Annotated in this window: 22 protein-coding genes; 2 read left to right on the forward strand and 20 right to left on the reverse strand. The window is 50.0% G+C overall.

The features are described 5' to 3' along the window. Positions 1–58: 58 nt before the first annotated feature. The 6 genes from DOQ08_RS06110 to DOQ08_RS06135 form a co-directional block, all read right to left on the reverse strand. Positions 59–883: a flagellin domain-containing protein gene (locus DOQ08_RS06110; protein ID WP_114334031.1), complete on the reverse strand. Its 825-nt coding sequence runs from the start codon at positions 881–883 to the stop codon at positions 59–61. A gap of 145 nt (positions 884–1028) precedes the next feature. Continuing rightward, positions 1029–3137 carry a motility associated factor glycosyltransferase family protein gene (locus DOQ08_RS06115; protein WP_114334032.1) on the reverse strand — a complete coding sequence of 703 codons (2109 nt, stop codon included), beginning with the start codon at positions 3135–3137 and terminating at the stop codon, positions 1029–1031. A 160-nt stretch (positions 3138–3297) separates the two neighbouring features. Next, positions 3298–4746: an exodeoxyribonuclease I gene (gene sbcB, locus DOQ08_RS06120; RefSeq protein ID WP_114334033.1), complete on the reverse strand. Its 1449-nt coding sequence runs from the start codon at positions 4744–4746 to the stop codon at positions 3298–3300. Positions 4747–4797: 51 nt separating this feature from the next. Then, positions 4798–5040, reverse strand: a complete 243-nt coding sequence (locus DOQ08_RS06125) for a DUF2442 domain-containing protein (RefSeq protein WP_114334034.1) — start codon at positions 5038–5040, stop codon at positions 4798–4800. Next, entirely contained in the window at positions 5021–5251 is a 231-nt protein-coding gene (locus DOQ08_RS06130) for a DUF4160 domain-containing protein (protein ID WP_114334035.1), read from the reverse strand. The genes DOQ08_RS06125 and DOQ08_RS06130 overlap by 20 nt, the downstream gene beginning before the upstream one ends. A gap of 59 nt (positions 5252–5310) precedes the next feature. Next, a complete protein-coding gene (locus tag DOQ08_RS06135) occupies positions 5311–6207 on the reverse strand; it encodes a hypothetical protein (RefSeq protein WP_114334036.1) in 897 nt (298 codons plus the stop codon). A 168-nt stretch (positions 6208–6375) separates the two neighbouring features. Between DOQ08_RS06135 and DOQ08_RS06140 the strand changes: the two genes are divergently transcribed. Both DOQ08_RS06140 and DOQ08_RS06145 read left to right on the forward strand, forming a co-directional pair. Continuing rightward, the gene (locus DOQ08_RS06140; protein ID WP_114334037.1) at positions 6376–7401 is read left to right on the forward strand and encodes a response regulator; all 1026 of its coding nucleotides are present in this window, start codon (positions 6376–6378) and stop codon (positions 7399–7401) included. A 2-nt stretch (positions 7402–7403) separates the two neighbouring features. Then, on the forward strand, positions 7404–8360 hold the full coding sequence (locus DOQ08_RS06145) for a sensor domain-containing diguanylate cyclase (RefSeq protein WP_114334038.1): 957 nt from the start codon (positions 7404–7406) through the stop codon (positions 8358–8360). 39 nt (positions 8361–8399) lie between these two features. Here the strand turns inward: DOQ08_RS06145 and DOQ08_RS06150 are convergent, their stop codons facing one another. From DOQ08_RS06150 to DOQ08_RS06215, 14 genes are all read right to left on the reverse strand, one after another. Beyond that, positions 8400–8771 carry a histone-like nucleoid-structuring protein, MvaT/MvaU family gene (locus DOQ08_RS06150; RefSeq protein ID WP_114334039.1) on the reverse strand — a complete coding sequence of 124 codons (372 nt, stop codon included), beginning with the start codon at positions 8769–8771 and terminating at the stop codon, positions 8400–8402. 163 nt (positions 8772–8934) lie between these two features. Further along, entirely contained in the window at positions 8935–10197 is a 1263-nt protein-coding gene (tviB, locus tag DOQ08_RS06155) for a Vi polysaccharide biosynthesis UDP-N-acetylglucosamine C-6 dehydrogenase TviB (RefSeq protein ID WP_114334040.1), read from the reverse strand. A gap of 11 nt (positions 10198–10208) precedes the next feature. Continuing rightward, a complete protein-coding gene (locus DOQ08_RS06160; protein ID WP_114334041.1) occupies positions 10209–11651 on the reverse strand; it encodes an MBL fold metallo-hydrolase in 1443 nt (480 codons plus the stop codon). 44 nt (positions 11652–11695) lie between these two features. Further along, entirely contained in the window at positions 11696–13639 is a 1944-nt protein-coding gene (locus DOQ08_RS06165; RefSeq protein WP_114334042.1) for a nucleoside-diphosphate sugar epimerase/dehydratase, read from the reverse strand. A gap of 3 nt (positions 13640–13642) precedes the next feature. After that, positions 13643–14200, reverse strand: a complete 558-nt coding sequence (locus DOQ08_RS06170) for a sugar transferase (RefSeq protein ID WP_114334043.1) — start codon at positions 14198–14200, stop codon at positions 13643–13645. After that, positions 14197–15183 carry a UDP-glucose 4-epimerase family protein gene (locus tag DOQ08_RS06175; protein WP_114334044.1) on the reverse strand — a complete coding sequence of 329 codons (987 nt, stop codon included), beginning with the start codon at positions 15181–15183 and terminating at the stop codon, positions 14197–14199. Before DOQ08_RS06175 ends, DOQ08_RS06170 begins: the two co-directional genes overlap by 4 nt. After that, positions 15180–15953, reverse strand: a complete 774-nt coding sequence (locus DOQ08_RS06180; RefSeq protein ID WP_114334045.1) for a glycosyltransferase family 2 protein — start codon at positions 15951–15953, stop codon at positions 15180–15182. Before DOQ08_RS06180 ends, DOQ08_RS06175 begins: the two co-directional genes overlap by 4 nt. Before the next feature lie 5 nt (positions 15954–15958). After that, positions 15959–17011 carry a hypothetical protein gene (locus DOQ08_RS06185; RefSeq protein WP_114334046.1) on the reverse strand — a complete coding sequence of 351 codons (1053 nt, stop codon included), beginning with the start codon at positions 17009–17011 and terminating at the stop codon, positions 15959–15961. 31 nt (positions 17012–17042) lie between these two features. Further along, a complete protein-coding gene (locus DOQ08_RS06190; RefSeq protein WP_114334047.1) occupies positions 17043–17633 on the reverse strand; it encodes a CatB-related O-acetyltransferase in 591 nt (196 codons plus the stop codon). 9 nt (positions 17634–17642) lie between these two features. Beyond that, positions 17643–18488 carry a hypothetical protein gene (locus tag DOQ08_RS06195; RefSeq protein ID WP_114334048.1) on the reverse strand — a complete coding sequence of 282 codons (846 nt, stop codon included), beginning with the start codon at positions 18486–18488 and terminating at the stop codon, positions 17643–17645. After that, the gene (locus tag DOQ08_RS06200; protein ID WP_165823622.1) at positions 18488–19252 is read right to left on the reverse strand and encodes a Wzz/FepE/Etk N-terminal domain-containing protein; all 765 of its coding nucleotides are present in this window, start codon (positions 19250–19252) and stop codon (positions 18488–18490) included. Before DOQ08_RS06200 ends, DOQ08_RS06195 begins: the two co-directional genes overlap by 1 nt. 49 nt (positions 19253–19301) lie before the next feature. Beyond that, the gene (fcl, locus tag DOQ08_RS06205; RefSeq protein ID WP_114334050.1) at positions 19302–20276 is read right to left on the reverse strand and encodes a GDP-L-fucose synthase; all 975 of its coding nucleotides are present in this window, start codon (positions 20274–20276) and stop codon (positions 19302–19304) included. A gap of 1 nt (position 20277) precedes the next feature. After that, a complete protein-coding gene (gmd, locus tag DOQ08_RS06210) occupies positions 20278–21396 on the reverse strand; it encodes a GDP-mannose 4,6-dehydratase (protein ID WP_114334051.1) in 1119 nt (372 codons plus the stop codon). 154 nt (positions 21397–21550) lie between these two features. Beyond that, positions 21551–22960 (reverse strand): mannose-1-phosphate guanylyltransferase/mannose-6-phosphate isomerase, encoded by a 1410-nt coding sequence (locus DOQ08_RS06215; RefSeq protein WP_114334052.1) that lies wholly within the window; start codon positions 22958–22960, stop codon positions 21551–21553. Positions 22961–23020: the final 60 nt, after the last annotated feature.

Here is a 23020-nt window from a genome sequence, read left to right on the forward strand (position 1 = left end):
CACAAAAACCAGCCTTCCTTACGAAAGACTGGCTTTATCATCTATCTAACCGCTTCAATTACTGAAGCAGGGACAGAACCTGGTTTGGACGGGCATTAGCCTGTGCCAATACTGAGATGCCAGCTTGCTGAAGTACGTTAGCCTTAGCCATTTTGGCGGATTCGGCTGCAAAGTCGGCGTCCAGAATTCGACTGTTTGAAGCACTCAGGTTCTCAAGGTTTGTCGAAAGGTTGTTGATTGTGCTCTCAAACCGGTTTTGTACAGCACCCAGATCAGCTCGGAATGCATTCACTTCCGAGAGCGCGCCGTCAATCGTAGCCAACGCTGCGCTCGCGGCACCAGCAGAAGCGACCGAAACTGCGGATATGCCGAGGCCTGCAGCGTTCATAGTCGAATCAAAAGCTATATCAATGGTCTGCCCAGCGTTTGCCCCTACCTGGAACGAAACAGCAGAACCCAAAGTACCATCCAACACATTCTGTCCATTAAACTGAGTATCGTCAGAAATTCGAGTAATCTCAGCAATACGCTGATCAACCTCTGCCTGCAATAGCGCACGATCTTCATCAGTGTTTGAACCATTAGCAGCCTGAACAGCCAATTCACGGATACGCTGGAGGTTAGCAACCGTTTCGTCGAGTCCGCCCTCTGCAGTCTGAACCATAGAAATACCGTCGTTAGCATTTCTTTGCGCAACGGTCAGGCCGCGGATCTGAGTATCAAAACGTGTAGAAATGGCCAAACCAGCAGCATCGTCTTTAGCCGAGTTAATGCGCAAACCTGAAGACAACCGTTCCATTGCCTGATTCGCCATACCCTGCGACTTAGAAAGCTGATTCTGAGCGTTCAGTGAGGCAATGTTAGTGTTGATTCCGAGAGCCATAATGCTTCCCCTTCGATATTGTGTAGAGACACTTTAGAATGGCCAGCTCCCAGTTAATATTTCGGGAAAGCTGCCCTGATACCCTTCTTAACGGCAGCTGTTCCGATCGCTTTAGAATTCTTTTAATTATTCGTGTAACAAAATGTTATTGTGCAGGCTCTGGCAAGCTTGGTTCAGCATCCATAAGGCGAGTTGTCACCCAAGGATCGTCCTCAGGAGGTAGATCCGAAAGAATAACTGACGAAAAATGCACAGGAAGCTCTTCAAGAAATGATTTAAATGTCGCCCCCCAATGATCCAAGAATGGCTGCAAGTCATTATCTTGGTGCGCAAGGCCATGGCAAAGCCCAGTTTGCAGAAAGCGCTGCACTGTTCCCTTCAGAATCTGCCATCCCATTAACTGAACGACAACGGGAGACCGTCGATTGCTGCCAGGGCCGACTCTGTTCAGATAATCCCGTATTTGGTTACACACCACTATTAAATCCTTACGTCCCCGGAGCCGACTATTCTTGAGCACTGACAAAAATTCACGCACGGTCTCTGAAATTTCTTTAGAAACAGCCTCGAATAACTGTCGCACATCAAAATCCGGCATATCTTCTACGCAGGTTTTAAGAGCATCCAGTTCACAGGTTCGATCTACCTCCGCAAGCTCGAATCGTCCATTGAACTCATCGATTGACATCCATTCAGCGCCTTCGATCAGAGCGCCATCCGAACAATTCCTCACCGAAAAGTTAAGCCCTTGGCTCTTACGATCCAGCAAGTAATTCTCTACCGCTCGTTTGGCTGTATAGTAATCGCCTTGTGTTATTATCGTAGTCCCGTTAACACCTTCCGATTCAAATTTCGGCCGAGCTTCTGCGCCTCTCGCCGTTTCTTTCTGGAATCGAGAAGCAAATCCGGTTCGGGACTCCTGTCCATACACAGAGAATCGCGAGTGATGCTGTGACTTATCCTGATACCCATAATCCGTTCCGAACAGGAATAAATTTCGGAATCCAGAGGCAAATGCCAATGCAAGCGCCGCATTGGTACAAGTTGGAGAGCAACCAGGAATGGCGTCGGCATTCAGCCCCAAAAATGCTGGAATGTAGTTCTCAGCGGAGAGATAAAATCGACAGTCCTCGAACAGGGGAGGCACGAGTGGGTTTACACTGATCGTACATAGCAAGGTGATACCGCTCAGACCGTACAACTCATCAATATCTTTGAGCATTTCATAGATCATATAGTCGGCATCCAGTTCGACATGAAAATCCGGCCTGATGCCATGACTGAGAAGCGCCCTAAGCCCTGTACCGGCACTTATGACAATCAGTTTATCCCTATTCGCTTTTAGCCCATCGATACGCGTATCAAGCGACGGCCCACTACCAACTACCGCGACTGGCACCTGCGATTCATCTAATTGATAGGGCTTAACCTGCCCTCCCCCCATTCTCAAGTTATGAAACACATTCCGGAAGCCTCTAAGCTCAAAATCGTAGTTACCCCAGTTTGCCCCCACAACCGGCAAATCCTTCTCCAAATCCTTGGCGATTCGATACAAATCGACATTGGCTAAGTGGTTGTAGTAGCTAGTCAGATAAGGGTAAAGCGGTACGATTTCTGCGAGCTTGGCACCAAGAACTCTCCGAACGTTTTCTTCAGTCGGCTTGGTAGCTATACAAAAGGAGATTGACCGCCCTCTCTCTCGGAAACGAGCACAGATGCCCTCCCAATCAACCGTGAATAGCGTCAAAGCAAACCGATCAGCGTCAGGCTCAAAAACAACGGCATCAATCACTTCCTCTTGGGCTGTAAGGATGTCTATGTGATAGCCAAGACCGCATCCCAGAAATACTACCGATGGTAATACCCTGCCTCGATGATAGCCTTTAAATGTCGCCGGAGTCAGCTGGCTTTTTGCTAGACTTTCCCTAACAAATCTGGAAGCAAATCGTGCATCTTCATTCACCTCTAAATAAAAAGGCTGAACGCTGAACATGGGTTTTTCGGAAGGATTAGTTTGAATAAACTCCCTCACTTCAGTGCTAGAGTACTCCCGTGCAAGATGCCGATATACAGATCGTCCACGATCAATGAGATCCACGTCATCTCTACCAGGCGTAACGCTTAACTCACAATGACGAGGCTCGTAGTTAACAAAAAATTCAAAAATTTCGGGCCGGTATCTCTGAAAGTACAGCAGATTCTTTTGCTTACGTCTTAAGAACGGCGCGGCAATATCTTCATCGTTAACAGACATCAAGTATTCCTCGTTAGAGATTCCGTCACTCGGCACTGACTTGCATGAAAACACTAAACAGCGCCAACATTATGAGCGATCAGCATTTAATTCCAGACTCATTAAACACATTGTCACGATGAAAGTAGTCAAAGGTGACCGACTGAACAAGCCCTTTACGCTACATATAAGGAATCAAAGATTCCCCATACAAATGCAAATCCTCTAGGATCTGCTGATTCCTCGGCGTCAGCTCCGGATCACTCGCCAGGCGCTGCAACTCCAGCCCGTAGGCTTCCAGTGAACGCCAGCCTTTCTTCGGGTTCATCAGGCGCTCGGTTCGGAAGGCTTCCCAGCGTTCCATTTCTTCGCCGCTCAGGGTGTTCGGGTAATTTCGGGCGCGGTAGCGGAAGAGCATCTCGCTTAAACGCTCATCGTCAAAACGTACTTCTTGCTCGCCTAACGTTTCTACCGGCTGGGCGATCAGGTCTTTGAGTCGCTCCCGGTCTGCGTTGCTGATAAAGCCGCCTGCGTAGATTTGCTCGTCTGGGTCCGTCAGGTCATTACCTTCAAAGCTGCGGTCGAAGGCTTGAGCAATGCGAGCCGGTAAGTCCGCGGCGTTTCGCAGTTTGGCCAAATTCGCGCGCAACACGTCACCATCCAGCTCCAATTCCGCCAAGCGTTCTTTGGAAAGCGTAGAAAGCATGTTTGCCGGGGCCAATACGGGGCATTTGTTTACCTGAATGCCTTTCAAGGGGAAGCGCGCTACGCCCTCGCCCAATTCCGCCTGCGAGGTAAACACTCGCTCCTGAATCTGTTCCGGCGTGGCATTGATGAGTTCCGTTGGGTCTTCCCGCAAGTCGTAGACGATGACCTGGTTTTTATTTGTGGGGTGTTCCGCCAATGGTGCTACCAAGGCACAACAGCCGCGACTGGCTGGAAATTTGGCGGAGATGTGGAACACCGGTTTCATGGTGGCGGTGTCCAGCATTTGGCGGGCGGCGTGTTTGTCTTTGTTCTTCAGAACGAAGTCAAACAGCTTGGGTTGTTTCTCTTTAATCAGCTTGGCCACGGCAATCGTCGCCCAAACATCCGACATGGCATCGTGGGCCGCCTCGTGGGCAATGCCGTTGGCGGCCGTGAGCTCTTCCAAGCGGAAGCTGGGGCTGCCGTCTTCTTTACGCGGCCAGTTGATGCCTTCCGGGCGCAATGCGTAGGTCAGCCGCACCATGTCGATGATGTCCCACCGGGAATTACCGTTCTGCCATTCACGGGCGTAGGGGTCCCGCAGGTTTCGATAAAGCGTATTGCGGGTGACTTCGTCATCAAATCGCAGGCTGTTGTAGCCCACCACGCAGGTGCCGGGTTGGCTGAAGGCTTCGTTGATCTGCGCTATGAATTCCGCTTCCGGGAAACCGTCTTCGAGGGCTTTTTGCGGGGTGATGCCGGTAATCAGGCAAGCTTCAGGAGAAGGCAGGTAGTCGTCCGTTGGTTTGCAGTAAATCACCAACGGATCTTCGATCACGTTCAAATCCGCATCGGTGCGAACCCCGGCAAACTGGGAGGGCCGGTCGTGCAGCGGGTCTACACCAAAGGTTTCGTAATCGTGCCAGTAAAAAGAGCGGATCAAAGGAAGACTCCTGCGGTTCCAATCAAATTAGAAACCCGGAGTTTAGCAAATTCATGCGGCGCTTTGCCGGGCATCACCAGATAACATCGCCTCTATGCTCAGATGATAATCTAAGCATTCCCACTCGATACCGGTACCATCGCAGATGAAACGGTATTTTCTCAGCTCTGAGATTGAAGCTTGCTCTAGTACATCGTACCAATGGATCGGGGTCGAGATTACACGCCCATCCTTCAGTTCTACATGCAAATGGCGATCATCAACGTGAACGGATTTACCTTCGAAACCAGGCATTCCACTTCTCCAGAAATTCCGACTGATGGCTACCAACAATCTTTAGGCACTCTCGCAGCTCCTGATTTTTAAGAGTGCTGTAACTCACCGATAGCGTGACCAGCTCAATCTTAGCCCATCGCTCACCTTTAAGCACATGAACGTGGGCCGGTAAATGGTCGTTCGCGTAAAAGAAAAATTTGAATCCATTCAAATAAAGCAGCGTTGGCACGCACGGCTCCTTGTGCTTTGCGCCGAAAGATTGAGCCTCTAACGAACCTCACCGAAGAATCAAAACAACTTAGTCCCCATATCCACCTGATGCGTCCGGCGGCGATCGAGGCCGGGGCCGGTCAACTGCTCTAGGTTCACGGTCATGTTCGTGGGCAGGTTGATGAATACACCTTTCCCTACGCTCACAGAACTCATGCCATCCAGAGTTTGCCAGGCCACGCCCTCATCCCGCTGAAAACCAACAAAGAAGCCATCCGTGAACGCGGCAACGCCTTCCTGCCCGGAGTCTTCACCAATATCCAGTGAGCGAAGCTGGGTAAGTGGTGCACAGTTGGCCAACGTTCCACTCACATTGCATCCGACAGCCTGATTCGGATTATTCGGTTTTAAACCAATGTGCGTGGCGCGATAATCGGTAGCCGCGCCACCCGGCCCTTGAAATAATTGAGCATCATACACTTGGCCGAATGATTCAATTTTCATCCCAATATTGCCGCTAAAACTGGTGGTATTGGAAGAAACCGATCCCCGGGCTTCATGAAAGCCCATGCGGAACCCGGCCAAACCGGCAGCGTCTTCGGCCAGTTCAATATAGGGACGGCGAGCTTCGAAGTGAACGTCGTCTCCGGCATTGTAGGTAACGCCGTTATAAACTTCGCCATTGGTCCGTGCGATGTGGCCAAGAGCCAGATGGATAGCCGCGAAGTCTGTGCCAGCATTGAGTTCGCCGACTTTCACCTCATCCACATTCACCCGTGTTTCCACATCGATGCCTAATGACATCCGGGTAAAATCGTGATTTTGGCCAGCGATGTTTTCAACCTGCATAAACGCCTGCCCGGTCACATCGCCCATTGCGTCGTCAGAAATGGGAGCCAATTCCGCTTGGGCAACAGACGCAATACCCGCGCAGAACAGAGTAAGGGCAGCGTATCCGTACGCTCGCTTAATCATAGATCGTGTCTCTATTTGTTTTTTTAGCACGCGAACACTATAGCCGAGAGCCGACTGACAATAGAGTGCGTTACCTCACAAACCCGAACCACCGAAACGTAGTATATATCGACACATTAACGTAAGTTACTCTTGCCACTTCACCATTCGGGCACCAAACTACGTACTATGAGCACCAAAATCCTGATTTGCGACGATTCAGCGCTCGCCCGAAAACAAATGGCCCGCGCACTGCCCTCCGGCTTGACCGACCAAGTGCTATTCGCCCAAGACGGGGAAGAAGCACTGACGATTCTGCGCAATGGCGAAGCGGAACTGCTGTTTCTCGATTTGAACATGCCGGGCCTGGACGGCTATCAGGTGCTGGAACACATCCGCAAAGAAGACCTGCCTGTGCTGACCATCGTGGTTTCCGGCGACATACAGCCAGAGGCGCGGGAACGGGTGCGCAAGCTCGGCGCTATCGACTTCATCAAAAAGCCCACAAGCACGGAGCTTGTCGCAAAACTGCTGCAGGAATACGGTTTTTTCCGGTCCGAAGAGCTCTCGGCACTGGCTGCACAAAACGATTCGTTCCTAAAGTCGAGCCGAACGCCTGAGATTTCGGTCAGCTTGGCAGAATACCTTCAGGAAACCGCCAACGTTGCCATGGGCCGGTCGTCTGACCTTCTAGCCCGGCTACTCCGGGTATTTGTCAAACAGCCCATCCCGAAAGTGGCCTTTATCGCCAGCTCAGAACTGCACATGGCCATCTCGTCGGCGGGAACCGGCAACACCTTTTCGGCGGTTTGCCAAGGTTTCACCGGCGCCGGTTTAGCCGGAGAAGCCCTCCTTCTATTTGACGACGCCAGCTTTGAAGAAATGGCGGAGTTGCTGCATTACGAGGGCGTAGAAGGCGATGCCATTAACGTTGAAGTGTTGATGGACATGTCCAGCATATTGTTTGGCGCCTTCCTGAACGGCGTCAGCGATCAGCTCGACATCAAGCTGGGGCTTGGCCACCCGACCGTTCTGGGCCAGCACCGCCCCATCAACGAATTGTTGGAACACCACAGCACCCGTGAAGAGCAATTGCTGTGCCTGGAAATTTGCTACACCATCGAAAACCGGGACATTCGCTGTGACATGCTGGTGCTGTTTACCGAAGACTCCGTACCCTTTCTGGAAAAACGTCTCGAATATCTGGTGGACTGACCATGGCTTTTGACTCGCAGAACCTAGACGCCTTCCATTGGCTGGCCGACATGATCGAAACCGTGGAAGTCGGCTTGGTTGTGCTGGATCTTGAATTCCGCGTGCAAGCGTGGAATGGCTTTATGGAAAATCACAGTGGCATTACCGCCACTCAAATTCGCGGCCAACAGATATTCAACGCCTTCCCCGATATTCCCAAAGCCTGGCTGACGCGGAAGGTGGATGCCGTCACCACTCTGAACACCCGAGCCTTCACTTCGTGGGAGCAGCGGCCCTATTTGTTCAAGTTTCGGAATTCCCGCCCCATCACGGGCACCGAAGAATTCATGTACCAAAACCTGACCATCAGCCCACTCACCAACTCCAGCGGCAAGGTCGACAAGGTCTGCTTGCTTATTTACGACGTCACCGAATTTGCCAGCAGCAAACGCGCCCTTGAACGGGCAAACGAACAACTGGCAAAACTGAGCATGACCGACCGATTAACCGGCTTGCTGAACCGAGGCACCTGGGAAAACCTGGTGGATGCAGAATTCGAACGCTACGGCCGATACGGCCAAACCACCACCTTGGTGATGTTCGACATCGACCACTTCAAAGCCGTGAACGACACCTACGGCCACCTAGCCGGCGACGATGTGATTCGCCACACTGCACAAGTTACCCGCGACAGCATTCGCCAATCCGATTCTGCGGGCCGGTACGGCGGGGAAGAGTTCGGCATTATCCTGCCTGAAACCGATGCGGAAAACGCCCACATTCTGTGTGAGCGCATACGGGAAACCATTGCACAAAGTACAGTGAATACCACCGCGGGTGATATTCGATACACCATCAGCATGGGTATCGCGCAATTAACGGGTGAGCCGGAGAATTATATGCAGTGGATGCAAGAGGCGGATAAGGCGCTTTATAGAGCAAAAGAAGGCGGGCGTAATAAAGTCGTGATTTATGCATAACCCCTTCCCCGCTAGGGGCAAGGGGTTTAATAAAGCGATTTAGTCCTGCTGCTGCCAGCTCTGAACCGCTTCTTTACCGTGCTTTTCACGCCACTCATTCAGAGTCTTGTGGTTACCGCCACGGGTTTTAACCACTTCACCGGTGTGCGGGTTTTTATAGGTCTTCATCGGGCGCTTGGCACGAGTACCTGTTGCAGTTTCGGCTTTAGCACCGGCAATAGAAGGATCAATCGCTGCCAGAATCTGCAATACGTGCTTTGGTGACTTATCGTATTCAGCCATCAACTCACGAACTTTATTTTCAAACTCCAACTCGCGCTTCAGCGCTTGGTCGTTTTCGAGCTGCTCCAGCTCTGCCGCAAGCTTTTCCATAAGCTGTTTTTTCTGATAGTAATCGTTGATCTTCGCCATGAAAGTGAGACCTTATCTATGATGATTTAAACAAAAAAAACATGACCGGAAAGTCAGCCTGCATATTAATAAATAAGTGCATCACTCGTAAAGAAGATTAATTAACGATCATAAAAAAAGCCGACACTCTGGTCGGCTTTTATATAAAAATCGAATCCGATTATTACAATCGAATATCGGCTTCGCCCAATGGTAAAACGCCTTTCAGATCGAAAAGAATACCCTTATCTTTTGTATAGGCTCTCAACTGCTGCACATTCATTGCGGCATACTCATTATGAGGCACCGCTAGGAACACCGCATCGTAATAGCCATTTTCAGGCTTATCCACCAACGAAATACCGTATTCCTCTTCCGCCTCAGCATTATCCGCCCAGCAATCGGTTACATCTACTTCGCAGTTATAATCTCTTAGCTCTTCAATCACATCAACCACACGGGTATTACGCAAATCCGGGCAGTTTTCTTTAAACGTCAGACCCATTACCAACACTTTCGCGCCGGAAACCGCTTGGCCATTTTTGATCATCGCCTTAACCAACTCAGATGCGGCATAAGGCCCCATGTTATCGTTCACTCGACGGCCAGCCAGAATAATTTCCGGGTGATAACCGATGGCCTGCGCCTTATGAGTCAAATAATACGGGTCCACACCAATACAATGGCCACCCACCAAACCGGGCTTAAACGGCAAAAAGTTCCATTTAGTGCCGGCTGCTGCCAATACTTCATGGGTATCAATACCCAGCTTGGCGAAAATCATGGAAAGCTCATTCATCAACGCAATGTTCAAATCGCGCTGCGTGTTTTCAATCACCTTCGCTGCTTCAGCGACTTTAATGGAACTGGCCTTATGGGTACCGGCGGTAATAATATCCGCATACAAGGCATCCACCTCATCAGCGATCTCCGGCGTGGAGCCAGAAGTGACTTTCATAATAGTCGTCACACGGTGCGCTTTATCACCCGGGTTAATGCGCTCTGGGCTATAACCGGCGAAGAAATCTTTATTGAACGTCAGGCCAGACACTTTTTCCAAAACCGGTACACAGACTTCTTCCGTGGCGCCTGGGTATACGGTGGATTCGTAAATAACGATGTCGCCCTGCTTCAGCACCTTGCCTACGGTTTCGCTGGCTTTGACGAGTGGGGTTAGGTCTGGCTTTTTAAACTCATCGATAGGGGTCGGCACCGTAACAATATAAATCTGGCAATCAGCAATTCCATCCAGTGAGTCTGTAAACGACAAGCCTTTTGCCGCAACCAGCTCTTCTCGAGACAGCTCTAAAGTGAAATCGATACCATCTTTAAGCTCTCCAATACGCTTAGAGTTAATATCGAAGCCAACGACTTCCCGCTTTTCTCCAATCGCGGCAGCCAGCGGCAACCCCACATAACCCAAGCCAATTACGGCAATCTTCTTCATAAACCAATTCCTTATGGAATGCAGACCCTGCTATTAGGCAACCTTGCCTTCAGTATAGTGTCGAATTCTTGTTTAGCGTGGCTATCACCGTGCACAATTCGAATCTCTTTGGGCGGTACGGAAATACCTTCAACGAACCGCAACAAATCAGCTTGCCCTGCGTGTGCAGAATATCCGCTGACCTGGTGAATTTTGGCACGAATATCATAGCGTTTGCCTTCCAGTTCAACCCAACCACCTATTGGTCCATGGGTCAATATATCCCGTCCGGGTGTGCCGACAGCCTGATAGCCCACGAACAATACATCGTTGCGCTCATTGCCCAGCATGGCTTTCAAATAGTTCACCACACGGCCGCCGGCGCACATACCCGAGCCGGCCAAAACCACACAGGGGCGGTGAGATTTGGCCAAATATTCTACGGCATTCCGGTGATCGTCGTGAGAATTGATTACTGTTAACTGCTCAAACGACAGAGGGTGGCGGCCAGATTTTACAAGTGTTTGTGCTTCGTCATCCCAAAAGGGCTTAAGTTGGCGGTAGATGTTGGTGAATTTGGCGGCCAGCGGGGAGTCCACCACTACTTCGAGGTTGCTCCACGTCAAACCTTGGGTGGGGTCTGACCCCTCGGGGTCAGCCCCCTTTGTAACCTGTTCGTCGCCAAACTCCGCAATCACCCCCTCAATCTCATACAGCAATTCCTGAGTGCGCCCGATACTGAACGCCGGAATCAGCACCATACCACCATCCTGAAGTGCGTGCTCCAACACCCCTTTCAAACGGTAACGGCGTGTTTCACGGTCCTCATGATTCTTGTCGCCGTAGGTGCTTTCAATCACTAGGCGGTCAGCACGCTCAGGCGAGCTCGGTTCCGGCAACAATGGCGAATGCGGCGCGCCAAGATCACCACTGAACACAACGCGTTCTTCAAGCTCTCCACTCCGCGCATCACATTCCACATAAGCCGAGCCGAGGATATGCCCTGCCCTTTGCAACCGCACCGAAAGCGAACAACCGGTTTTATCGAACACAGGGTGCCACTGGTTATAAGGCACCGGCACCAAGCGTTCTCGGATCACAGCCAATACACGTTCGATCAATCGACGGTCCCGGGTGAAACCAATCTTTAGGGCATCTTCCAGAATTTCCGGAAGCATCTCGGCAGATGGCTCAGAGCAAATAATTGGACCTTCGAAGCCGGCGGCTAGTAGATAAGGAATTCGGCCTACATGGTCGATATGGACGTGAGTGACCACCAAGGCGCGAATGTGGTCGATGGAAAAATCTATGGCTAGGTCTTCGGCGGTGGAGCGGCCTTTGGATTCGGAGCCTTGGAATAGGCCGCAGTCTATTAGGACTCCGGCTCGCGAACGCGGTTCATCCGAGGGTAAAGAGAGTTCGTGGCAGGAGCCCGTGACGCCGCTGATGGCACCGTGATGATTAATACCTATCATGCAACAATCCTTGTTGACTCGATTCAGAGATTCAGTAATTTATCTTAGTGGATGTTTGTCACCCGGGTCTCGTGCTGCAGTGCAAAATTATTATCACCATTTTGCCAAACCAAATCCGCCGGATCCCCATTCGGAGCATATTCGGTACGAGCCTCTATCAACAAATCCACTACTGCCTTGCAATCAAACGACTGGCTCGCCTGAGTGAACCGAGCGAGCATATCCTCCACAGAGTCCCAAGGTAAAGACACCTCACGAGCCATCATAATTCGAGGGTGGGCTGTACCCTGAGGATTATCTCCAATCAACAATTCCTCAAACAGCTTTTCTCCCGGCCGAAGGCCGGAGAACAGCACCTCGATATCACCTTCCGGATTGTCCTCGGTGCGTTCTTCCAGCCCCATCAAATGAATCATGCGCCGAGCTAAGTCCACTATTTTCACCGGCTCGCCCATATCCAGGACAAATACCTCGCCGCCTTCCCCCATACTGCCCGCCTGAAGCACTAACTGGCTGGCTTCCGGGATAGTCATAAAATACCGAATGATGTCTGGATGAGTTACGGTTACCGGACCACCATCGCGAATCTGATCACGAAATAACGGCACCACAGAACCGGACGAGCCCAAAACATTTCCAAAGCGCACCATTGAAAATACGGTTCCAGACTGGCGTTTCGCTAACGCTTGCAGCACTAGCTCCGCCATTCGCTTAGTAGCCCCCATAACATTTGTGGGCCGCACAGCCTTATCTGTTGAAATAAGAACAAAGCGTTCGACTCCCGCCGATATTGACGCCTCAGCCATGTGCCAGGTACCAAACACATTATTCTGAAGACCTTCGATTACATTGTGTTCAACCAAAGGGACGTGCTTGTATGCGGCTGCGTGGTATACAGTTTGAACTCTGAAAGCTGTCAAAACAGCCTCACACCTTCTACGATGAGTAACGCTTCCCAAGACAGCATGTATCACAACCTCAAGATTCTCGAGATTATTGATTGAGCGCAACTCACGCTCGATGGAGTACAGCGAAAACTCAGACTGTTCGAACAACACCAGAACGCGAGGTTTATGCCGGATAATTTGCCGGCACAGCTCAGAACCGATTGACCCGCCGGCTCCGGTAACCATTACAGATTTACCGTAAAGGCTGTCAGAAACAATCGCAGCATCAGGCCTTACTGGATCTCTCCCTAATAAATCTTCAATTTCCAAATCCCGTATGTCGTTGATCCGTGCATGCCCCGCCATCATTTCCGACATAGAGGGCACAGTTTGAACCGGAATCGGCAACGTCTCCAACGCCGACAGCAGCTCTTTACGGCTTATAGGAATAGAGTCTTCGAGCGCTAATAAAGCGCGGGTTGCCTCAAGTTCTCGAACTGCCTTATCTAAATGCTCGACGGAATAAACTGGCAAGCCACCAATGACCGAGCGATGATTACTCCTGAGCAAAGACACAAAACCTACAGGGCGAAACTCCACACCCTGCGAAAGAGCGGACGCTAGCTGCAACCCTCTTGGGCCAGTTCCAACAATCAAAACACTATTTTTCGCCTTTTCTTTCGGGCGACGAACTACAGCTCGAACGGAAAACCGGGTTCCCGCCACCAAAAGAAACGAAAATGCGCCATAAAGTACCGGGATCGAGCGAGGAACAAAAGCTTGAAACAAAAACCCAAATACAATCAAGGCCACGCTTGAACACAAAACTCCCGAAATAATAGCCAGAAAAGCATGCTCACTAAGATAACGAATGACCGCGCGATAAAGTCCCAGCCGAATAAACGCACCAATCGTAACGGTGATAGTCGCAACAGAGACATACAACTGTTTTGTCTCGGGCACCCAATAAAACGTCTCGAAGCGCAGCGCAAAAGCCGCCCAAATTGCAACAGTTAACAAACAAAAGTCGACACCAACCGAAAGCAAACGCTTCATCGGTCTGGGCCAAGCCAATACGGCATTAATGATTCTTGAGGTCATCACCTAATCCTCTGATCTCACACGATCACCCGCCCCTTTACCTCTAACGGTTTGCAGGATATAGCTCAAGTAATGCTTCAGGCCTAATGAGCGAAGCATGGCTGCATCGGTTTCCGCAAGCAATTGAGGCGTTGACATATCGATACCGTTAACCTGCGCGAGCCCAGTAATACCCGGCCGTGCCTCAAGTACACCACGGCTATTCCGCTCCTGAATAAGATCAGCTTGATTAAACAAACACGGGCGAGGCCCCACCAGGCTCATCTCGCCTTTTAGTACATTCCATAACTGAGGCAACTCATCAAGCTTTGTCCGCCTGAGAAAACTACCAACAGGTGTAATAGACGAAGAATCTGCCAGATGGCTGGCAACCGATTGGGTATCCGGCGCCATGGTGCGAAACTTCACTAGGATAAATGGCTTGCCGTAACGCCCAACCCGCTCTTGGCGAAACAAAGGAGAGCCCGTATCAAACAACCCAATAACATAAATAACCACAAGAAAAGGCAAACCGAACAGCAGGCCTAATGTCGCGAAAACTATATCCAATACTCTTATCACTCAAACTCTCCGGATTCTTCGCTGCAACGAAATGCTCTCGCAGTCGCTATAAGGCCTTCACGAGCTGTGTATGGAGCAGACCAATTCAGCACTTCACGAGCTTGGCTCGAATCAACCGTCAAAGCCCCGGTCAGACGTTCGACCGCAGCAAACTTGCCCAACAGGGTTCCCGCAATTCGAAACAGGGACACAGGAACCGGCAACAGCCATGGCGCCCGGCTCTGCGCGTAGCGAAGTTCACCTAACAACTCCGAAAAGGAGAACGTTTCGTCGTCGCTGATCAAAAACGTTTGCCCTGAGGCATTAGGCGAGGCAACACATTTCACCAAAAAATCTGCCAGATTGCCCACGTAAACCATGCTGCGATTGTTCTTCATAGAACCAAATGGCAGAGGTATCGGCAAGTTACACAGCTTCAATAAACTCCGGAAATTGCCCTTTACTCCTGGGCCATAAACCAGCGGAGGCCGCACAACGACTAACTCCATGCCCGTTTCCGTACAGAAGTCCTGTAACTTCTGCTCCGCCTCATACTTTGAGAGCCCATAAGCGTCCTCCGGAGCCGGCTCATCAGCCTCACTGAACGGAGCTCGGTAGTTGGTGTTCTCACCATGAACCTTAACCGTACTCACAAACACGAAGCGCTTAACCCCCGCTTTGCTGGCCTCACCGGCCAACGTCAGAGCACCATCCACATTAACACGCCGAAACTCCGCAAGTGGATCCAACGATGTATCATTCATAACATGGGCGCGGGCTGCACAGTGGATCACTGCATCAACGCCAAGAAGTGCTTGAGACCACCCCCGGGGGTCATTCAGCTCAAGGCCTGAAAATAAACGAAGCCCTGCGTGGTCAACCGTCCCCCCGTTTCGAGCGACAGCTACGGCTTCATAGAACTCATTCTGCGCCAATAGACGCTTCACTACAGCCCCACCAACGAAACCTGAGGCACCGGTTATCAACACACGCTGCTTACTCATTGTTTTGGCCGCCTGATCAACTCCAACAGCTTGAACGGAATTTTACTTAGGACAAAAAGCAGATTTGTATAGACGCCATTATCTCTGCAGGCACGCACAATTTCTCGATTTAACCGGATACTACTTTTTATACCGCTAGTACTGACTCCGCCTGAGCGCATTCTAACAAGCACTCGGGGCAAATAACTCCAGCGCAACCTTGCGACCAATAGCCAACGCACGAACATTTCGTAGTCAGCTGATATTTTCATATCCAAACGGTAGCCCCCAACTCTGCGATAGGCAGAGGACCGGACGAAGGTAGCAGGGTGAGCGGGCATCCAGCCGAATCTGAGTTTCCAAGGCTGAAAATGGCGGCTTCTGTAGTAACGAGTCACTTGCTCAAGGTTGCCGGGTTCGACAAAAACCACGTCACCAAATACGACATCGACATTAGGGTGGTTTTTAAAAAATCTGACCACCTCTGAAATCACCTCTTCACTTTCGAAAAAGTCATCCGAATTCAGAATGCCAACGATATCACCTGTTGCTGCATGAACGCCTTTGTTCATCGCATCGTACAAGCCGCAATCGGGTTCGGAGATGACAGTGCTAACGGTATCACGAAACTGACTCACAATACTTAGGGTGCTGTCGCTGGACGCACCATCGATCACAACATGTTCAATTTTTTCATAATCCTGTGACCGCACCGACTCTAGTGTTCCACGGATCGTTGCTTCACTATTGAAGCACACAGTAATAATAGATACAGATAACCTGTCACTCATAATAATCACAAACAGACGGTTGAACGGATCGGCCGATAAAAATATAAAAACGGCCCCAACATGAGAAAATCAAAGATATTTCCGAGATAAATAATATCGAGAGAAGCGCGAGCGATGAGAACCAATGAAATAATCGCCAGCACAAATTGACCGTTCGAAAGCATCAAAGCAACAGCCGCCGCAAAAGCCAAAATCACGCAAAAACTCATCAACCCGAAATAACTATGGGCACGAAGAAAAGCATTATGAGCATTACCACCGTGATCAACGATAGACTCCACAGCCGAAAGCTTCGTACCCAAGAAAAACGAACCGAGGTTCGTTTGCTCGGCATACCCTCTTAGCATTTCAGACCTAAGGCTCTCAAGACCGGAAGAAAAGTTGGTATTCACTGACAGATAGCCAGAGATATAGTCAAACCCGAGCACAGAACCCACGCTCAAAAGCAGTCCCAAGAACAACAATCCTACGAAGCCGAAATTGAGATACAGCATCAGCCCAAATAGAACTGCGCCGCCGATAATATTTGCCCTTCCATAAAGTGGAAACATTAAAAAAAGAACCAGCGCCCCCAAGAACAACGACGGTTTTAAATCCTTTTCATAACAGTACCAAACATATCCCATGGAGAACGCCAGCAGCACTGCACCAACGCCATTTCTACTGTACCCGTCGAAAACACTATTAAACTCGTTGGGCCCAAACTCCAAAACCGAAAAAAGGTACAACAAAAATAATGAATACAGGAGCAAAGGTACCGTTATTAAAACCCGCCCGAGCCCATAATCTCTAATCAATATTGCCAAACAAACCGAAGAAAAGAGCGATAAAACAAAAAACAGACTTGCCTGGAAACTCGAATCCACCTTCAGCACCGCAATTCCGAGCATCATTAGCGCAGTGGCAACTGGCACCCAAACACGAACTCGATAAACCAGAAGAAAGTAGAAAACAAAGAAAGAACCAGTCAGGCCGCTTAGCAGCCTAAACATACTACTTCCAAAGAAAAACGCCGCAAAGCAAAAGCATAAATAAATCAGCGCCATGACTGTTAGCATGGCACGATCCACCTCAATCGATATAGGAAGGCTAAGCCTCACCGCTTTTCTCACTTTCTATCAAGAAGTTCTCAACATCTGAAAATAATTCCCAATGCTCTTTTATCCAAGATAGGTCCTTATCCCACCACCTTAATTTCAATAGCCTTTCGATCGTATCGACATCAAATCGATACCGTATGAATCTGGCAGGCACCCCCCCAACCAATGCATACGGTTCAACATTCTTTGCCACCACAGCACCAGCCGCCACGCATGCTCCGTCACCAATGTGAACACCATCGCAGACAATAGCTCCTTGGCCGATCCAGACATCATTTCCGATGACAACCTGCTCCGATTCATTGAACTTATCCCGGTTTGAAAAACTCAGGCCGGAAGCATTTGATTTCGAATAAAAGGCAGGATGGGTGGATACATAATCACGAATGGGGTGTTTTCCAAGCCCAATCCTCACATCCGGACCGATTGAGCAAAACTTGCCAATCTCCGCATTATTTACTCGACCTCCGTTTGCGATGTAAGAACAGTCGCCCATTATAGTTTTGTTGAGACGACAAAATTTATTGACTTTTGCAAGCTTTGAAATGCGACTGCCTGTTATTACAGATAGGAATGCCACGTCAAGCCCCTACTGTTTCTTTTGAAAAGCATCAATGAATGAGTCGGGCGTTCGGTTGATAACCTGGACACCTCTCCTCTTGGAAATCTTAGCGAGAACCCTATAGCTTTTATGCAGCAGGTAATATGCTCGGAAAATATCTTCCACGGAAAAATGAACTCTATTTTCTGCATCCTTCAGTAGCGGCGTCATCTTAGGATTACCGTCATAAAAATGGACATCCTTGATCATCAGCTTGTTTTCATCATTCAGGTGAAGGTACCGATGCCAGCTATGATCAGCTCCCTCAAGAAAAATCTTAGGGTACCCAAGCAGAATCCCAATATAAATGGCTGCCACCAAAACATTCTGTGCTCGCGGCATAATCACTTGCTTATCCATTAGCCACAACGTTGTGGCACCGCCATCTAAAGGAAGCCCAGCATCTCTAAAATAGACAATTCGCAGCTTTTCTACAGATGCCAACTTTTCAATCTGTGCCTCATATCCCTTGAATCGCAATGGGATATAAAGTGTCATATGCCAGCTGAGCTTCGAGTGTATTGATCGAAAAACTTTACTCGCCATCGAGTCTGGATCATCTAGGCCGACAACAAACAAGGGATCGAAAATCACATAGTGGCGAGGCTTAAAGAATTCAAAATTGCTATTCAAGGCAAAAAGGTTCACACACATAGAGTCAGTGCTTGCCTCTGGTTCGGACAAACCCTCAATGTAATGGCTTAACCCCGGGCCATTCGCGAGAATAACTAAAGAAGGCTTTCTGTCCTCCAAAGGAGCAATTGACGCATGGCGAGATTGGCTAGGAAGAAATGACAGAAAAAAGCGCACGGCGTATTTCACCAACCTAGACATTACGCCACCTCAGTAACACTCAGGCGTTTTCTAGCATGACTAAACAGCGCCCACACCAAAGTAGCTATACTCGCCAGCACACCGGCCAAAAACCCTCCTATCACAATAATGAATAGGGGACTCTTAGATACCGGCTCCAGACTCTGTTGCGCCACAGTAACGGTTTCAAATTCTCTTACGAGTAAAATCTCCCTTTCCAGACCAGCTTTCCGATCAAGTGCATCGGGCAGAGCAGTCCCTGGTCCATCCATAGCCCGCAAAAGCTCAATCGTCTCATTTACGCTGGTTAGTTGGTCCTGAAGCCTCTTCACGTGACGGTGAACTGCAGCCTTCTGCCGCTCCATGATCTTATTTGCCACACTATGATGAATTTGCTCCAAGTCAACATAATCCTCTCGCTCCGCCTTAGAAGCCAGCTTCAGCAGCACCGTGTCAGTGGGCACGACAACCTCAAGCTCAAACGGCATTCTCCGCGAACCCTCATCTCGATACTTCGTTTCTATCATTGGGAAGAGAGAGAGCTCAAGCCAACCGACTATAGCTCTCGGTGACTCCATTGGTTCATCAGATGCTTTCTCCGCTAGTTGCATAAGCGTTGTGTACTGATATTTTTCCGGCAGTATAAGAGCCAACGCTAATGCGATTAGCAGAACTACCGAGAACACCAAAAAAAACACCTTCTTAAACCGGATAAAAACCAAAGCCAAATCGATGAGGCTAACTTCTTGGACTTTATCGTTCGCAGTGGACACAGGAGGTTGCATAAGGGCATCTATACCTTTTGAATCAATCGAACACGATGGCTGACAAAAATTAGCTGCGTATAGCCTTTTCATGCTTCAGAAACCAGTGATAGCTATTCTGCAACCCTTTCTCTAGCCCAATAGAAGCCTCCCACCCCAACGCATTCAACCGACCAACATCCATCAACTTCCGCGGCGTTCCGTCAGGCTTGCTACTATCAAACACAAGCCTTCCTGAGAACCCCGTCACCTTGGCCACCGTCTCCGCCAACTCGCGAATTGTGCAATCCACACCCGTACCCACATTAATATGAGAAAGCATCGGCTCTGTATTGCGGGCATACGTTTCGTAATCCAGTTCCATTACGTGAACACTGGCCGCAGCCATATCGTCCACATGCAAGAACTCTCGCATGGGTTTTCCACTCCCCCAGATAACCACTTCTTCGTCTCCCGCTTTGACCGCCTCATGGAATCGGCGTAACAGTGCCGGGATTACATGACTGTTTTCCGGATGGAAGTTATCGTTGGGGCCATACAGATTGGTAGGCATTACGCTACGGTAGTCTCGGCCATATTGACGGTTGTAACTTTCACACAATTTGATGCCGGCAATCTTGGCAATGGCGTAAGGCTCGTTGGTAGGCTCAAGAATACCCGTCAACAACGCATCCTCGCGCATCGGCTGCTCAGCAAATTTGGGGTAAATGCAGGAAGACCCCAGAAACAACACCTTCTGCACACCAGCCTTGTGAGCGGCGTGTATCAGGTTCGCTTCGATCATCAAGTTTTCGTAGATGAATTCAGCTGGGTAAGTGTTGTTCGCATGAATGCCACCCACCTTCGCAGCGGCAATGTAAACTTGCTCCGGCTGATGCTCAGCAAACCAGGCGTGCACGGCAGCCTGATCCAGCAAGTTCAGCTGGTCCCTACCGGCGGTTACGATATTGGCATACCCCAAAGCCTCGAGGCGACGAACAATCGCCGACCCCACCATACCACGGTGGCCTGCAACGAATACCTTCTGATTACGCAACTCAGACATCTTAATTCTCCACCGAGACAGGTACATCATGGCCATGGGCCTTGAGCAAGGCGTGGCGTTTGGCAGCCTGAAGATCTTCCTGAACCATCTCAGCACACATTTCCTGCACGGTAATCTCCGGTACCCAACCCAGTTTTTCCTTCGCCTTGGTTGGGTCCCCCAGCAAGGTTTCTACTTCAGCCGGGCGGAAATAACGGGGATCTACCTTCACAATCACATCCCCGGGCTTCACCGCCGGCGCAGCATCACCAGTCACCGCTACAACTACGCCGGTTTCATCTACACCTTCACCTTCAAAGCGAAGCTCTATGCCCAGCTTCGCCGCAGACCACTGGATAAACTCCCGAACCGAATACTGAACGCCGGTTGCGATAACAAAATCCTCCGGCTGATCTTGCTGAAGCATCATCCACTGCATGCGCACGTAGTCCTTGGCGTGCCCCCAATCCCGAAGCGCGTCCAAGTTTCCCATGTACAAACAGCTCTCAAGCCCTTGAGCGATATTCGCTAGGCCCCTAGTGATTTTCCGCGTAACGAAAGTTTCACCGCGGCGAGGTGACTCATGGTTAAACAGCACGCCATTACAGGCATACATGCCATACGCTTCCCGATAGTTCACGGTAATCCAGTAGGCATAGAGCTTGGCCACCGCATAGGGCGAGCGTGGGTAGAACGGAGTAGTTTCCTTCTGAGGTATCTCCTGAACCAAACCATAAAGCTCTGAGGTAGACGCCTGATAAAAACGGGTTTTCTTCTCCAATCCCAGCAAACGAATCGCTTCCAACAGGCGCAAGGTGCCCATGGCATCTACATCGGCAGTATATTCCGGAGACTCAAAACTTACCGCCACATGAGACTGTGCCCCAAGGTTATAAACCTCGTCTGGCTGGACTTCCTGCAAAATGCGCGTCAGGTTTGATGAATCCGTCAAGTCACCGTAATGCAAAACAAATCGCTGATTATCGGTGTGAGGATCCTGATAGATATGGTCTACACGCTGGGTATTGAACGACGAAGCCCTGCGCTTGATACCATGCACCTCATAGCCCTTTTCCAGCAAAAACTCTGCAAGGTACGAACCATCTTGGCCGGTAACACCGGTAATTAACGCCTTCTTCATTGTGCGACCCTAGAAATTTTGCAAACAACATAACAGAAACGGGCCTTCGCTCCGCACGAAAGCCCGCTTACTCGGAGATTGGCGCAAGTTTACGCCAACAGCACGACTTTTTCAGTAACCATCACGTAACGTAAAGATTCGCTGTAGGTACCAATCAGGCCCTGCCGTACTTGTCCTCAAATCTCACAATATCGTCTTCACCCAGGTATGAGCCAGACTGCACCTCAATCAACTCAAGATCCATAACCCCGGGGTTCTCAAGAGCATGAACCTGACCAACAGGGATATAGGTAGACTGGTTCTCAGTCACCAAATAAGTTTTCTCCCCATTCGTCACCTTCGCAGTACCGCTCACAACAATCCAATGCTCCGCCCGGTGATGGTGCATCTGCACCGAAAGCTTTGCACCCGGCTTCACAGTTATACGCTTTACCTGGTAACGGTGACCATTATCAATGGAATCGTAAACACCCCACGGGCGATAGACTTCCCGATGATTCAAGTGTTCATGGCGACCATCCGCCTCAATCTGGCTGACGACATTTTTAACATCCTGAACCCGATCTTTATGGGCAACCAGCACGGCATCTTTGGTTTCAACGATGACCAGATCCTCTAAACCGACTGTCGCTACCAGTCGATGATCGGCCCGCACCAGACACCCCGAGCTATTCTGTTGGATCACATCTCCGGAAACCGCGTTACCAGATTCATCCTTGGTTGAAACCTCCCACAATGCAGACCAGGATCCAATATCACTCCAGCCAGCGTCCATTGGCATAACGGCCGCAGAAGATGTCTTTTCCATCACCGCGTAGTCCACAGATTCCTCAGGGCAAGCTGAAAAAGCCCCACGGTCGACTCGAGTAAAGTGCAAGTCCTTTGCGGAACTCTCTAAAGCAGTCCGACAGGCGTCAAGAATATCGGGACGAAAACGTTCCAGCTCTTCCAGGTAACAGCTGGCTTTGAAAAGAAACATACCGCTGTTCCAGAGGTAATCGCCGGATTCAAGGTAGCTTTGAGCCGTGCCGTAATCTGGCTTTTCGACGAAACGCTCAACAACAAAACCGCCGGTATCCAGCGCCGCGCCTTTCTGAATGTAACCGTAACCAGTTTCGGCTTTTCCGGGAACAATCCCAAAGGTGACCAATTTACCAGCCTCAGCAAGAGGCAACGCCCGAGAAACTGTCTCTCGGAATGCCGCCACATCGCTAATCAAATGATCCGCCCCCAGAACGAGGAGCATATCGTCCTCTCCACCGGCAACAGACTGCAGAGCAGCAAGCGCAATTGCGGGCGCGGTATTCCGCCCCATTGGCTCCAGAATAATCCGGGCGGTATCCTCACCCGCTAACCGCAACTGCTCGGCAGCAAGAAACCGATGCTCGTCATTGCAAATGATTACTGGCGCACCAATATTCAGGCCTTTTAAACGGCTTACTGTTTGCTGCAGCATCGTTGAATGGGCGTTTGTCAAAGCAAGGAACTGCTTGGGGTTTAACTGGCGAGAGAGAGGCCAAAGGCGAGAGCCGGAGCCCCCAGCCAAAACGACTAGATTTAGCAAACTACTGAGACCTTGAGAAAAAATGGATGACTTAATAAGTTAAATGAAAAAAATAATCTA

This window comes from Marinobacter litoralis, assembly GCF_003336705.1.
GTDB classification, from domain to species: domain Bacteria; phylum Pseudomonadota; class Gammaproteobacteria; order Pseudomonadales; family Oleiphilaceae; genus Marinobacter; species Marinobacter litoralis.